Origin of the sequence: Streptomyces sp. NPDC060366 (assembly GCF_042725135.1) — a bacterium.
GTDB lineage: Bacteria > Actinomycetota > Actinomycetes > Streptomycetales > Streptomycetaceae > Streptomyces.
In genome coordinates, this window is sequence record NZ_JBHXDC010000001.1 from 63,674 (window position 1) to 78,021 (window position 14,348).

General features: G+C 69.4%; 12 protein-coding genes. 6 read left to right on the top strand and 6 right to left on the bottom strand.

The features are described 5' to 3' along the window. Positions 1-81: 81 nt before the first annotated feature. Complete coding sequence (locus ACFWHU_RS00160; protein ID WP_387222694.1) at positions 82-1,749, bottom strand: ABC transporter substrate-binding protein; 1,668 nt, start codon at positions 1,747-1,749, stop codon at positions 82-84. A gap of 444 nt (positions 1,750-2,193) precedes the next feature. Between ACFWHU_RS00160 and ACFWHU_RS00165 the strand changes: the two genes are divergently transcribed. After that, positions 2,194-4,215: a beta-galactosidase gene (locus tag ACFWHU_RS00165; protein WP_387222695.1), complete on the top strand. Its 2,022-nt coding sequence runs from the start codon at positions 2,194-2,196 to the stop codon at positions 4,213-4,215. A 47-nt stretch (positions 4,216-4,262) separates the two neighbouring features. Here the strand turns inward: ACFWHU_RS00165 and ACFWHU_RS00170 are convergent, their stop codons facing one another. Both ACFWHU_RS00170 and ACFWHU_RS00175 read right to left on the bottom strand, forming a co-directional pair. Continuing rightward, entirely contained in the window at positions 4,263-4,709 is a 447-nt protein-coding gene (locus ACFWHU_RS00170; protein WP_385793345.1) for a hypothetical protein, read from the bottom strand. Between the two features lie 155 nt (positions 4,710-4,864). Beyond that, positions 4,865-5,629 (bottom strand): TetR/AcrR family transcriptional regulator, encoded by a 765-nt coding sequence (locus ACFWHU_RS00175; RefSeq protein WP_387222698.1) that lies wholly within the window; start codon positions 5,627-5,629, stop codon positions 4,865-4,867. A 144-nt stretch (positions 5,630-5,773) separates the two neighbouring features. On the opposite strand from ACFWHU_RS00175, the gene ACFWHU_RS00180 reads away from it, so the two are divergent. Both ACFWHU_RS00180 and ACFWHU_RS00185 read left to right on the top strand, forming a co-directional pair. Then, complete coding sequence (locus ACFWHU_RS00180; RefSeq protein ID WP_387222701.1) at positions 5,774-6,997, top strand: saccharopine dehydrogenase family protein; 1,224 nt, start codon at positions 5,774-5,776, stop codon at positions 6,995-6,997. A gap of 304 nt (positions 6,998-7,301) precedes the next feature. Continuing rightward, positions 7,302-8,051 carry an SDR family oxidoreductase gene (locus ACFWHU_RS00185; protein ID WP_385793341.1) on the top strand — a complete coding sequence of 250 codons (750 nt, stop codon included), beginning with the start codon at positions 7,302-7,304 and terminating at the stop codon, positions 8,049-8,051. A 98-nt stretch (positions 8,052-8,149) separates the two neighbouring features. Here the strand turns inward: ACFWHU_RS00185 and ACFWHU_RS00190 are convergent, their stop codons facing one another. Then, entirely contained in the window at positions 8,150-8,986 is an 837-nt protein-coding gene (locus ACFWHU_RS00190) for an SDR family NAD(P)-dependent oxidoreductase (RefSeq protein ID WP_387222703.1), read from the bottom strand. Positions 8,987-9,073: 87 nt separating this feature from the next. Here ACFWHU_RS00190 and ACFWHU_RS00195 point away from each other — a divergent pair, with 87 nt between their 5' ends. After that, a complete protein-coding gene (locus ACFWHU_RS00195) occupies positions 9,074-9,736 on the top strand; it encodes a TetR/AcrR family transcriptional regulator (RefSeq protein WP_385793338.1) in 663 nt (220 codons plus the stop codon). A 235-nt stretch (positions 9,737-9,971) separates the two neighbouring features. Further along, positions 9,972-10,193, top strand: a complete 222-nt coding sequence (locus tag ACFWHU_RS00200; RefSeq protein WP_387222706.1) for a hypothetical protein — start codon at positions 9,972-9,974, stop codon at positions 10,191-10,193. Between the two features lie 49 nt (positions 10,194-10,242). Here the strand turns inward: ACFWHU_RS00200 and ACFWHU_RS00205 are convergent, their stop codons facing one another. After that, positions 10,243-11,409, bottom strand: coding sequence for a tautomerase family protein (locus tag ACFWHU_RS00205; RefSeq protein WP_387222707.1), 1,167 nt, complete (start codon positions 11,407-11,409; stop codon positions 10,243-10,245). 120 nt (positions 11,410-11,529) lie between these two features. On the opposite strand from ACFWHU_RS00205, the gene ACFWHU_RS00210 reads away from it, so the two are divergent. Further along, complete coding sequence (locus ACFWHU_RS00210; RefSeq protein ID WP_387222710.1) at positions 11,530-13,071, top strand: GMC family oxidoreductase; 1,542 nt, start codon at positions 11,530-11,532, stop codon at positions 13,069-13,071. A gap of 72 nt (positions 13,072-13,143) precedes the next feature. Here the strand turns inward: ACFWHU_RS00210 and ACFWHU_RS00215 are convergent, their stop codons facing one another. Beyond that, positions 13,144-14,259 (bottom strand): LacI family DNA-binding transcriptional regulator, encoded by a 1,116-nt coding sequence (locus ACFWHU_RS00215; RefSeq protein ID WP_387222713.1) that lies wholly within the window; start codon positions 14,257-14,259, stop codon positions 13,144-13,146. Between the last annotated feature and the right edge of the window lie 89 nt (positions 14,260-14,348).

Below are 14,348 nucleotides of genomic sequence, written 5' to 3' on the forward strand. Positions count from 1 at the left end.
GGCGGGGAACCCGGGCACGGCGCTCGGTGGGCGGGGCGGGCTCCGTGGGCGGGGCGGGAGGGGCGGGCGGGGCCACTGCGGTCACTTGCCGGCCTGCTTCAGCTTCAGCAGGGTGAGCGTCGTGTCGGGGCCGAGACCGGGGAACGGCACGTACGAGAAGTTCTCGGGCGTCGGCCAGCCGGACCAGTTCGCGGCGTTGATCGCCATGAACCAGTAGCTGTTGTAGATCGGGCTGTACGGCACCTGCTCGGCGACGATCTTCTGGAGCTCGTGCCCGGCACTCGTCGTCACGGCGGGGTCCTGGGTTCCCAGCAGTCTGCCGATCGCGGCGTCGGTGGCGTCGTCCTTCCAGCGGCCGATGTTGGCGGCGGCCTTCTCACCCGGCGGGCGGTAGGCCCGACTGCTCAGGGCGCTGTAGATACCGGCGACGCCGGCGCCACCCGTGGTGCTGATGGTGAGGTCGAAGTCACCGGTCTGCTGCTGGTCGAACAGGTTGGCACCGGGGGCGCCGGCCGACCTCACCTTGATCCCGAGATGCTTCTCCCAGCTGCGGACCATGATGTTGGCGTACGGGTCCCAGCCGAAGTCCTGGTTGAACGACAGCGTGGGGGCATGGGACTTGCCCTCCTTCACCAGCTTGCCGCCTCTGACCTCGAAGCCGCTGAGCGCCAGTTCCCTCCGCGCTCCCTCGGCGTCGACCTTCTGCACCTTGCCCCGGTACTCGGGAAGGATCACATCCGCGTAGATCTCGTCGACCAGGCCCGTGGGGCCGGCTTCCGTACCGGGACGCTGGAGCGTGGTGACGATGTCCTCGCGCGGAAGGGTCATCGCCAGCGCCCGCCGCAGATGGACGTTGTCGAAGGGTGCTCGCGCGGCGTTGAAGAAGAGGGAGTACGCGCCGCCGGTGGCGTACTTCTGGTACAGGTGGTGCTTCGGGTTCTTCGCGACGTACTCCTGCTCCGCGCCGTTCCAGGCCACGAGGGCCCACTCCACGTCGTCACGCAGCAGTTGGGCCTTCACCGAGTCACCGCTCGTCGGGATGATCTTGAAGGTCTTCAGGGCGAACCGGCCGCCCCAGTAGTCGGTCCGGGCGCCGAGGGTGACCTGCTGGGGTGCGAACCGGGTCAGGGTGAAGGGGCCGGTGCCCACCGGGTCGGGGTTGGTCCACCGCTTGAGGTTCTTCCCCTCCCAGATGTGCCTCGGCACGATGGGGAGTTGAGGGGAGGCCAGCTGCCCGAGTTCGCTGAAGGCGGGGCTCGGCCAGTGCACGGTGACGGTGGAGGCGTCCTTCTTGGCGACGCTGTCGTAGGTGGTTCCGCCGGTGTTGAAGGTGGGGTCCTTGAGCGGGATGCCCAGCGAGAAGACCACGTCGTCGGCGGTCATGGGCTTGCCGTCCGAGAACTTCACGTCACCGCGCAGCTTCATGGTGAGGGTGGTCCCGGACTCGTCGAACTCCATGCTCTCGGCCAGCCAGGGCTTGACCTTTCCGCCGTCGCTGTAGTCGATCCGCACCAGCGGCTCGTAGATCAGCTCACCGTTGGGCGACTTCTGGGTGGCCGGTCCGAACATGTTGTAGTTGCGGACGAAGGTCGTCCCGCCATCGGTCTTGCCGAACACGAGCGTGTCCCCGCCCCCGCCGCCCGCCCCTCCTCCACCGGCGCCCGTACCCGCGGTGCACGCGCTCGCTCCGAGCGGGACGGCGACGGCCGCCGCGGCGGCGCGCACTATGAAGGCTCTTCTGGTGGGCATGGCTGACTCCTGGCTCCTCGTGATGGCGGTGCGGGACGCTATCGCGGTGCTCATACGTATGAGCAACTGCGTGAGAAGTGAACGGATCGTTGCTTCTACGTATGACCGGGAAACGTACGGACGTTGCGAGGGTGCGTCAAGAGTGTGACGGGAAGGTTTTCCGGCCATCGCCGCCCAGCGATGTGCCCAACAGGGCTTCGGCCTGCGGCGACTTGTGATTCCCCTCGACGAACACCGCTTTTCGCGCTTCGACTTGAGCCGGAGCTGCCCAACTGCCTTCGCCCGAGGGGTCGTTGACACTCCGACGCGGCATGCCTACGTTGAGCGCGTCCGCCGACGCGCGTCACCCCGTCGAGCGGCCCTCCCCAGCGTGTACCGCCGCCGAACCGGGCGACGCGGCACCCTTCGACGTCCACGGCCCGCCCGAAGTCAGGACTCAGTAGCATGCCCACGCCCATGCCGCGCCCCGACGAGCCACGCCTCACCTGGGGCCGTGTCCCGCGCCCCGCCTTCGGCGCCGACTACAACCCCGAGCAGTGGGACAGGGCGACATGGAAGGACGATGTCCGTCTGATGCGCGAGGCCGGGGTCAACCTGGTCTCGCTCGGCATCTTCGCCTGGTCCTGGGTCGAACCGAGCCCGGACGTCTTCGACTTCACCGGGCTCGACGAGGCCATCACCCTGCTGCACGGAGCGGGCGTCGCCGTCGACCTGGCCACGCCCACCGCCGCGCCGCCGCTGTGGTTCTCCCACGCCCACCCCGAGTCACTGCCGGTGACCGCCGACGGACGGAGGCTCGCGCCCGGGTCCCGTCAGGCGTACTGCCCGTCCTCGCCGGCCTATCGGGACCGTGCCGCGCTCGTCACCCGTCGCCTCGCCGAACGCTACGGCGACCACCCGGCCGTGGTGATGTGGCACATCAACAACGAGTACGCGAACGGCAACGCCCATTGCTGGTGCGAAGCCTCCGCCACCGCGTTCCGCGGCTGGCTGCGCACCGTGTACGGCGATGATCTGGACGCCCTCAACGACCGCTGGGGCACGAGTGTTTGGGGCATGCGCCACAGCGACTGGGAGCAGGTGACTGTGCCGCGTACCAGCACCAGCAGCCTCTCCCCCGGTCTGTGGATGGACTTCTACCGCTTCAGCGACGCCGAACACCTGGCCTGCTTCCGCGCCGAACGCGACATCGTCCGCGCCCACTCCCCCGGCCGTCCTGTCACCACCAACTTCATGACCGGCAAACTCGGTTGGACCGACTACTGGCGCTGGGCACGCGAGGTCGACATCGTCTCGAACGACCACTACCTCATGTCCGAGGACCCGGACCGCGCCGCCGATCTCGCCCTCGCCGCCGATCTGACCCGTGGTCTGGCGGACGGCCGGCCCTGGATGGTCATGGAGCACTCCACCTCCGCGGTGCAGTGGCAGCCGCGCAACGTAGCCAAGGTTCCTGGGGAGATGGCCCGCAACACCCTGACCCACCTCGCCCGCGGTGCCGACGGTGCTCTGTTCTTCCAGTGGCGCCAGTCCGTCCACGGCCCGGAGAAGTGGCACTCGGCGATGGTCCCCCACGGCGGCGAGGAGACCCGGATCTGGCGGGAGGCCAGAGCTCTCGGCAACTCGGTGGCCGCTCTCGCCGACGTCGCCGGCAGCACCTGCCCGCCTGCCGAGATCGCTCTGCTGCTCGACTACGAGGCCATGTGGGCCCTGGAAATGCCGCATCGCCCCAGCACCGACCTGACGTACTCCGGCGTGCTCCGTGACTGGCACCGCGCCCTGTGGACCCTCGGCCTGTCCTGCGACCTGGTCCCCACCCCCGGCGCGCAGCGCCTGCTGCTCGTCCCCTCGCTGTACGCGCTGTCCACCGGCACGGCCCGCGCGCTGGAGGAGTACGCCGCGGGCGGTGGCCACCTGGTCGTCGGCCCCTTCAGCGGTCTGACCGACCCGGACGACCGCGTCCACCCCGGCCCGTACCCCGGGGCGCTGCGTGACCTGCTCGGCGTGCGCGTGGACGAGTATCTGCCGCTCGCCGCCGGGGAATCCGTCCGCCTGGACAACGGCACGACCGGCCGCATATGGGCCGAGCGTGTCGTACCCGACCCGGACACCGAGGTGGAGGCCCGATTCACCGACGGACCGGCCACGGACGGCCCGGCCGTGGTCCGTCACGGAAACGTCCGCTACCTCGCCACACGCCCCGACGCCTCGTCCCTCCTCCGCCTTCTCCCCCTGTGGGCCGCGCAGGCCGGCTGTGCCACTGCCGTTCAGGGAGCCGGCCAGGGTGTGGAGGTCGTCCGACGGAGCGCTCCCGGGGGCGGGACCTGGCTCTTCGCCGTCAACCACACCCGGCACCCGGTGCGGGTGGCCGCGACAGGGGTCGATCTCCTGTCGGGCATCCACTCGTCCGGCACGCTCACCCTTCCGGCGGGCGAAGTCGCGGTGATTGCCGAGGAGTCCGCCTGACGTCCTCGGCGGATCGCCCTCCGGCTTCGCCCGGAACAGGTGCGTGGCTACGGGACGACGATCCCGAAGGCACGGTCCTCCCACTTGTTGGGCAGACCCGTGATGACGTGGATGGTGTCCGCGCGGGTGCCGCAGTCGGGGTGCGGCCAGTAGGAGATGCGGATCCCGTACTCGAAGGACGTGTACTGGAGCGTCGCCACCGGAACGAGCTTGGTGAGGTCCAGATCCTTGTCCTCCAACTCCACGCAGTACTTTCCGACGGCGGGCTTGGTGACGTTGCTGATCCCCTTGGACCGGTTGATGCTTCCGTCGGCGTTGACCACCGCGGCGGCCTGCGCGTACGGGGCCGCCACCTTGGTCCCGGGGGCCGCGGCCCTGGCCGCGGGAGCGGCCGACGCTCCCGCCACTCCGGCCCACACTCCTCCGGTGACGAGACCGAGGGCGGCCGTCACCCAGACTGCCGTGCGGGTTCCCTTGCTGCTGTTCCTGAACATGCGGAATGGGTCCTCTCCGGGGACGTCCGCCGGCTTCAACGAGCCCGGCCACCAAGAAACGTAAGGGCCCGCATCGGCCCATTCGCGACTTCCCTTGACAAACCCATCACACGAGTGGAATCGAAGCTCACCGCAGGCGCTCGACCAGCCGACGGCTACGGCCGGCCGCCCGGGTCGGAGGCCGGGGCCTGCTGGGTCCGGGCGGGCCGGCGGCGGCGACGGGCGGTCGGGAGTCGCGCCGCCGCGGCGTTCAGCAGGGTGTCCAGGACGACCGGGTAGGCGCTCTGTGTCATGCGGCCGGCCAGCAGTCGTGCGGTGGCGGCGATGTGGGGGTGGGTGTCGGCGGGAAGCCGGGCGTACGTGGAGCTCCACATCTCGTCGTCCGCCTCGCGGGCCTCGTCGGTGAGGGCCAGCGATCCCGCGTCCAGGGCGGCGAAGGCCAGACTTGAGTCGATGAAGGCGTGGTAGACGCCGACGGCCGTGGCGTCGGGGAAGCCCGCGACGCGCAGGACGCCGAGGATCGCTTCGTCCACCGCGATCTCCCGGGGTCGGCCGGTGACCCGGCTGGCGGTCAGTACGGCGGCCTGCGGATGTGCGAGGTAGGAGGCGTGGATGGCGAGGCCGAGGGCGCGCAGGTCGGCCTGCCAGTGGCCGGTGGCCGTCCAGTCGTCCAGCGCCCGGCCCATGAGTTCCTCGCCGATGGCCCGCGTCAGATCGTCCATGCCCGCGAAGTAGCGGTAGAGGGTGCTCGGGTCGGCGCCGAGGGCGGCGCCCAGCCGGCGGGCGGTCAGCCCGGTGCTGCCGTGCTCCTTCAGCACCCGCAGCGCGGTGTGCACGATCAGCGTCTCGGACAGTACGGAGCCTTGCCGGGTCGGACGGCGCCTGCGTCGCGCCCCCTCCGGCACCACCTGTTTCGGCATCGCGTTCCTCCTTCCGTTCCCCGCCGGCCGCCCACCGTCCCGTCGGCCGGTCTTATGCCAACACAGTTGACCGTAGCCGGTGCCATCCCGTTGCATCGGGTCACCCCGGCAGGCGCCCGCCTGCGGGAACGAAAGGTGTGCGACATGCGTGTACTGCTCGTGGGCGCTGGGGGCGTCGGAACCGCCGTCACCCGGATCGCGGCCCGCCGGGACTTCCTGACCCATATGACCGTCGCCGACTACGACCTCTCCCGCGCCGAGAAGGCCGTCGCCGCGTTGGAGGAGCGCGGGGACCGCTTCAGCGCTCTGCGCCTGGACGCCTCCGACGAGGACTCGGTTCGCCGGGCGCTCGTCGAGAACAGATGCGACGTCCTGCTCAACGCCACCGATCCGCGGTTCGTCATGCCGCTGTTCCGGGCCGCCCTGGCGGCGGGCACGCACTATCTGGACATGGCGATGTCCCTGTCTTCGCCGCACAGCACCCACCCCTACGAGCGCTGCGGTGTGAAGCTCGGCGACGGGCAGTTCGAGCTGGCCGCCGAGTGGGAACGGTCTGACCGCCTGGCTCTGGTCGGCATCGGCGTGGAGCCGGGCCTGTCGGACGTCTTCGCACGGTACGCGGCCGACGAACTCTTCGACGAGATCGAGGAGATCGGCATCCGGGACGGCGCCGACCTGACCGTCGAGGGGTACGACTTCGCCCCGTCCTTCAGCATCTGGACCACCATCGAGGAGTGCCTCAATCCGCCGGTGGTCTACGAGAAGGAGCGCGGTTGGTTCACCACCGCGCCGTTCAGCGAGCCGGAGGTCTTCGACTTCCCCGAGGGGATCGGCCCGGTGGAGTGCGTCAACGTGGAGCACGAGGAGGTGCTGCTGATCCCCCGCTGGGTCGACGCGCGGCGGGTGACGTTCAAGTACGGCCTCGGCGACGACTTCATCGCCAAGCTCAAGGTCCTCCACGAGCTGGGCCTGGACTCCACCGCCGAGGTCACGGTCCCCGGGCGGAACGGGCCGGTCCAGGTCTCGCCCCGCGACGTGGTCGCCGCCTGCCTCCCCGACCCGGCCACGCTCGGCGACCGCATGACCGGCAAGACCTGCGCGGGCACCTGGGTCAAGGGCGTCAAGGACGGTGCCGCGCGTGAGGTGTACCTCTACCACGTGGTCGACAATCAGTGGTCGATGCGGGAGTACGGCTCCCAGGCCGTGGTCTGGCAGACCGCGATCAATCCGGTCATCGCCCTCGAACTGATCGCGGGCGGCGAATGGGCCGGCAGCGGAGTCCTCGGCCCCGAGGCCCTGCCGCCCCGTCCGTTCCTCGACCTCCTCACCGCGTACGGCTCCCCCTGGGGCCTGCGCGAGGAGAACTGACCGCACTCCGGGCCCCGCGAGCCGGCCGGTGGATCGTGAACTGTCCGATGGCGGCGTGGCTGTCCCCCGGCCGGTGTGACCTGCCGTGAACGCGGTTCCAGGTGGTGGTGGGAAGCAGTGCGAGGTACTTTCGGAAGGCCGGACACGCCGGGGCGGGCCGTCACGACCGGGCGGTTCGCCGCCTCCGAGCTGTCGGCCGCGAACGTAGCCGGTCCGGCAGCCGCCGGGCTGACGCGCCGAGCGGGACGGCACAACTCTCCCGCGCCGTCAGCTCGTTGCCCCGACCAGATCATGGGAGGCGCTGATGACGGGCAGCAAGCCGCACCAACACCAGGAGTTGGCCGACCAGACCGTCGTGGTGATAGGCGCGAGCTCGGGAATCGGACTCGAAACCGCTCGTCAAGTCCGCGCGGCCGGCGGCCAGGTCGTCATGGTCGGGCGAAATCCGGAGCGACTGGAGCGGGCGGCGGCTGAAGTCCAGCCGCTGAGCACCATGGCGTTCGACGCGACCGACACCGACCGTCTCGAACAGTTCTTCAGTGAACTGCCCAACACGGTCGACCACGTCATATCCACCGCCGGCGGTCCGTCGTACGCGCCACTGGCCGACATGGACCTGGCGCAGACCAGTCGGCACTTCGGCGACCGCCTCGCGATGACGATCGGGACGGCCAAGTACAGCCGAGGCAGGGTCCGGGACGCGGGAACGTTGTTGTTCATCGGTGGCACCGGCGCCCGGCGCCCCGGCAAGGGCATGACCGTCACCTCGGCGCTGACAGCGGCGCTCCCGGCCATCACCGCCAGCCTGGCACTCGAACTGGCGCCGATTCGGGTGAACCTCATCGCCGCCGGATTCGTCGACACACCGCTGTCGGCCTCGCTCCTGGGCGATCAGCTCGAAGCACGGCGTGAGGAACTCCGCGCCGCGCTCCCCATCCGCCGGGTCGTCGGCCCGCAGGACGTCGCCGCTCTCGCTGTACACATCATGCGCAACGAAGCGCTGACGGGCGCGACGTACGACATCGACGGCGGCCAGCAGCTGTTGTCCGGCTGACCCGCACGGGACCACAGGGCGGCGGCCGGAACTCCTGAGCCGCGAAGCCGCTGGAAGACGCCCGGGTCAGCGGCGGCCGAGGTGGAAGCAGCGGTCGGTCAGGCCGCGGCCGGCTTCGGGTAGTGGCGGCGCAGGTTGGCGGCGAGAACGCGGTCGAGCGTGCGGTCGGACAGCATCCTGACCAGTCGGGTGACCACGGCGGCATCCCGGCCGATGGTGTAGCGGGTCCGCGGCCTGCGGGTCGTCACGGCCTTCGCGATGACCCGGGCGGCGGCGTCGGCGGTCAGGCCCGACGCGGTGCCCGAGGCCATGAACGTGTTGTTCGCCCGGACCAGGCCGCCGTACCGCTCGTCGTGCTCAGGCGTCATCCGGGCGGCCAGGTCGTTCGCCGTCGCGATCCCGCGGGTGGCCATCTCCGTGCGGACGCCGCCGGGCTCGACCACGACCACCTGTACGCCCAGCGGCGCGACCTCCCGGCGGAGAGAGTCGCTGACCGCCTCCAGGGCGAACTTCGCGCCCGCGTACGCGCCGTATGTCGCCATGGCGACCTTGCCGCCGACCGAGCTGATGTTGATCACACGCCCCCCGCTGCGCAGCAGCGCGGGCAGGAGCGCCTGAGTGACGGCGATGTGGCCGAAGAGGTTGACCTCGAACACCCGCCGCCACTCGTCCATCGGCAGGGCTTCGACCGGGGCGTTCACCTGGACGCCCGCGTTGTTGACGAGCGCGTGCAGCGCGCGCGGGTCGTCGGCGACCCGCGCGGCGAGTGCCTCCACCTGCTCGGCCTTGGTGATGTCGAGGATGACCGGCTCGACGCCGGTCGATCGGATGGCGTCGGCGTCACGGTCGCGCCGTACGCCGGCCAGGACGTGGAATCCCTGGCGAGCCAGTTCGCGAGCGGCCGACGCGCCCATGCCCGTGGAGGCTCCGGTCACGACGACCAGCTTCTGGGCCGACCTCTGAGTTTCAGATGACGTTGTCACCTTGGTTACGCTACCAGTACGGATGACACTGTCAACTGTATGATCGACGCCATGGTCACCCGCGCGGAGTCCGCCGCCCTCACCCGCCGCTCCCTGCTCGACGCGGCCGCCGAACTCCTCGACCTCGGCGGCCCCGAAGCCGTCACCCTGCGCGAGGTGGGCGCGCGGGCGGGCGTGAGCCGGGGAGCGCCGTACCGCCACTTCACGGGCAAGGACAGCCTGCTGACCGCCGTCACGACCGAGAGCTGGCAACGGATCGGCGACTCGGTCCACGCCTTGCGGACCGACCCGGCCCTGTCGGCCTCCGACAAGCTGCGCGGCGCACTCCACACCCTTCTCGCCGTCGGCCGGGCGCAGCCGCACCTGTACCAGATGCTGTTCAGGCGCCGCGGACACCGCCCCGAAGAGCTGGGTGAAGGACTCGATCGCGTACGGCGTCAGCTGTGCGGACCTGGGGACGACCCGGCCGCGGACCGCGTCCGCGCGGCCGGACGCTTCCAGGACGAGTTCCTGGCAATCGTCACCGCCCTCGTCGGGGAGCGGAACGCACAGCACTACGGCACTCTGCTGCTCGCCGGCACACACGGCATCGCGGAGATGGAACTCAGCGGCCACCTCGGCACAGGCATGTTGCACACCACCGCCGACGAGCTCATCGACACGCTGGTCCGCATGGTCGCCGACGCCCGCGAGACGGCATGACAGCACCCACGCCCTGTCGGCGGCAGACTCCTTGTCGACTTCGTCGTCACAGTCGCCAAGAAATGCCGCATTCGACCTAAGGTGTCGATCAAGGGCAAACAGGGCACCGGCGGCTAGGATTGAGGTGTCGAAAGCCATAAGTCTCGCCGGTTCCGGCCCGTGTCCGAGGGGCCACGTGACCTTCTCGCGTGACGTAGGAGCGCTGTCGACACCCGCTCTGCGCAAGGGGGTTCTCGTGACCACCGCCCCGACCCCGCCACCCGTTCCGGGATCCGGGGACCCGAAGCCGTTTCTGCCCGTACGTACGGCCATCGTCCTCCAGACGGCCGCCTTCGTGGGGGCGATCGCCGGGACCCTCACCTACCTCAGCACCGGCGACACGGCCGGCGCGATCCTCGCAGGACTCGTCGGCCTCGGTGCGAGCGTGCCCACGCTGAACGGACTGATCGGCGACTGACCGGCTGTTTCGAAGCGGAAACCGGCAGAAGCCGGCCGCCCCGGACCGCTCAGCCGGTGGTGGCGGCCGCGGTGTCGGCGTAGAGCCGGGCACCGGCGAGGCGGCCGCCGGTGATCTCGAACAGCCAGAGGTTGTGGAAGACCCGCGTCTCGCCGGTCGCCTTCGGTACCGCCGTGTTGGTCAGCTGAACGGTGAAGTGATCATCGCCTCCAAGGACCTGATCGACGCTGCTCTCGAAGGACTCCCAGACTTCGGAGCCGCCCGGTACCCCCGCGAAGAAACCGCCGAAGGCCTCCGGGCCGACGAACTCGCCGCCGTAGGGCAGGGATGTGGGCACATCGAGCACGAAGTCGTCGCGGAGCATCGGCAGAATCAGATCCCGGTCGTGATGCGCGAAGAGCTCGGTGAGCGCGTAGGCCATCTCCGCCTTCGTGTACGTGGAGCGGGCGGCGGATTCATCGCGCGCCTCTTCGAGGGCTTCGGCAGCCAGGACGTCCGAGCCGATCACGCCGTCCGCGAAGGAGAAGTTCTCCGGCGGAGTCAGGGTGATCATCACGAACACGTCCGCCGGATCGACGCCCGGCCCCTCATGCAGCAGGCGGACAAGAGTCTTGTAGAACCGCCGCTTGGCCCGGTCACCACGGTCGACGCCGTCGGTGATCGTGAAGACGATCCATTCGCCGGTCCGGGGGCCGCCCCGAAAACTCCGGCTGAACACCATCTCGTTCGGATCACACTGGCGGATGAGCTGGAAGCCGTCGTCCGGCTTCATGTTCAGCTCGGCGACCAACGCGTCGTGCACGGCCCGGGAGACGGCTTCGAGGTACCCGGCCGATTTGCCGCGGGCCAGTGAGATCTCGACGAACGGCATGGGGGCGCCCCTCTCTTCATGGACTCCGATGAGCCCAGCAGAACCCTTCAACTCCGCTAAGGCCCACTTTGGCAGCTTCTGTGGTGTATCACGCTGTGCATCACCGAGGCTGCCGCACCACAGTCGGGCCCACTCGTCGCTTTCTTGATCAGCGAGGATCACCCGGCCCGAACAGCCGAAACGCCACTGGACAAACCGACGTGCCGTCACGAGGATCGAGGCCAGGTCATACAGGGCGATCCAGCCTGAACCAGACGCCCTCCGGCGACGAGTACCGCCGTGTTCACGTTCCGCGTCTCGCGTTCCTTCTGCCCTGTTCTCACACAGGCTCTCGATGAGGGTCAACTCGCATGAAGGGTGTGTATGTCCGACATAACCAGGTCAACGTCGCTCGATCCGCAGGAAATTGTTCGTCAGGTACAGGCAGGCACGCTCAGTCGGCGGAAACTGCTCAAGATGTTCGGCGTGTCCGCGGCTTCGGCCGGGCTCGTGGCGGCAGGGCAGTCGCCCTCCTCCGCGCACGGCCGGCGCTACGACTACGTCATCGTGGGAGCCGGCTCGGCGGGCTGCACGCTGGCCGCCCGATTACTGGCCGATTCACGTGCGAGTGTGCTTCTGATCGAGTCGGGCGGGTCCAACGACCTGCCGGAGGTGGCTGATTTCACGAAGTCGGGCACGCTGACGGCCCCCGGCTCTCCCCTCATCTGGCCCTTCCAGTCGGAGCCGCAGCCCGCCCTGATGAACAGGCCCCAGTCGTTCGTGTGCGGCAAGCTCGCGGGCGGCAGCAGTTCCGTCAACGGAATGGTCTGGGTCCGTGGCAATCCGGGCGACTACGACAACTGGGCCGCGCAGGGCGCCAAGGGCTGGGACTTCGGGAGTGTGCGCCCGTCGCTGGACGCGATGACGGGGCCCATCCGCCCGTCGGACGAGCTGACGCGGCGTAACTCCCTGTCACGCGCCACCCTGGAGGCCGCTGTCGACCTCGGATACCGGTACAACCCCGACTACAACGGCGCCGGCCAGTTCGGCGCCGCCTACACACAGCTCAACGTGCTGAACGGCATCCGGCAGGACGCGTTCACCACCTTCCTCGCTCCGCATCTCACCGATCCCCGGCTGACGGTCGTAACAGACGCGCACGTCACGCGGCTGACGTTCGACCGCCGAAACGCGATCGACCGCGTCGTCATCGAGTCGGGCGAACGCGAGTACACAGTCAAGGCGGAGCGGGAGGTCGTCGTGAGCACGGGTGCGGTGAACACCGCTCGCCTGCTTCAACTGTCCGGCGTCGGCGCCGCGGGCGACTTGGAGCCGCACGGCATCAACGTCGTGATCGACCTGCCCGGTGTCGGTGCGAACCTGCACGATCACCTGGTCTCCGTCGTGTCGAGAGCGCTCAGGGCTCCCGAGCCGGAGTCCCACATCACCGCGATGGACGTCAATGTCTTCACCGGCAGAGGCCGGGTGCCCGGGACGCCCCGGTTCCAGTTCCAGGCCTACTACTCGCGCCTCGGCTATCCGCCCGCTCCGGACGAGTCCACCTCGATCGGGGTGGTGAACCTGCACCCGACCAGCCGCGGCCACGTCAAGTTGCGCTCAGCCGACCCGCACACTCCGCCCATCCTCCAGCCGAACTTCCTGCAGACGCGGGAGGACCTCGAGAACTCCCTCGAGGGCTTCGAGCTCTCCCTGGAGCTGATCAACGCAAGTCGGCTCCGTAAATGGGTGAAGGGCGAGAACGTGGTGCCCGACACACCCGTCAGGACCAGGAAGGAGAGGATCGCCGCGCTGCGCGCTTTCGCCCAGGCCGACTTCCACACGGTGGGCACCTGCCGCATGGGCACCGACGCGCTCGCCGTCGTGGATCCCCAGTTGCGCGTGCGTGGAGTCAGTGGTCTGCGCCTGGCCGGCGCCGCGATAATGCCCAGCATCACCTCGGGCAACACCAACGCCCCGTCCATGATGATCGGCGACCGTTGCGGAAGGCTCATACTCGGCCGCGGATGACGCGGACGTGACTGCCACGGCCCGCCGGGCAGGATCCCGGCGGGGTCCGCCGAATCGGCCAACCGACCGTCGCTAGATCCTGTCCGGCGAATCTTCGGCCCCCGCCCCGGCGAGTGCGGGAGCGGTGGACTGAGCCGGAACGGTGGACGGCGCCGGTGCCGTCGATTCCCTTATCACCAGCCGGGGCCTGATCAGCAGGGACCGTCCGGCGGCCGGGGCCGATTCGATCCGGGCCCGCAGCTGCTGGAAGGTCTCGGCCGCCATCTCCGGAAGCGGCTGGCGCACCGTGGTCAGCGGTGGTTCGAAGAGATCGGCGAGCAGGATGTCATCGAACCCGACCACCGCGACGTCCCGCCCGGCACGGAGTCCGACGTCCTTGGCACCACGGCAGATGCCGATCGCACACATGTCGTTGATCGCGACGAAGCCGGTGGGCGGACGCGGGCGCGACAGCAGCTCGCGCGACGCGTTCCGGCCCAGCTCGGCCGCGTTCTTGTCGCCGAATTCGCTGGTGTCCGCGCCGGGCCACACGATCGCGTCGGCCGGGTCGAGGCCCGCTGATTCGAGCGCGGACCGGAAGCCGCGCAGCCGCTCGCGGCGGTTGACGCTGCTCACCGAACCGGAGACGAACGCCAGTCTTCGATGGCCCAGTTCAATCAGATGGCTCGTGGCGAGTTCGGCGCCCATCGCGTTGTCCACACTGATGCTGGACAGCGACGCCGGATCGCCCGCCTGCGCGGTGCGGTCGAAGGCGACCATCTTCAGACCCCGGCTGAGCAGCGGGGCGACATGGTCGAGCGAGGGCAGGGAGGAGCACAGGACCACCCCGCTGACCCCGTCGGCGAGCAGTTCCTCCCCGTACTTGAGCTCACGGGCGGGATCGCGCTCGCTGTTGCACAGCAGTACGTGGTAGCCCTCGGCCAGTGCGATGGCCTCCAGCTCTCTCGCGAGCGCCCCCCAGAAGGGGTTGGCGACGGAGGGCACGATCAGGCCGATGACCTTGATGCGGCCGGTGCGCAGCATGCGTGCCGCCCGGTTGGGCCGGTAGCTGAGCTGCTCTATCACCTGCTCCACACGAGCCAGGGTGGCCGCCTGCATACGGTCGGTACGTCCGTTGAGGACGTTGGAGACCGTGCTCGCGGAGACACCTGCTGCCTCCGCGACCTGATGGATCGTTACCCCGCTCATGCCACCTCCGGTTCGGAACGCACTGCCGAGCTTAGTGTACCGATTTACTGAACGAGCTCCACCGGTACACCCGTTAACGTCCCTGAAAA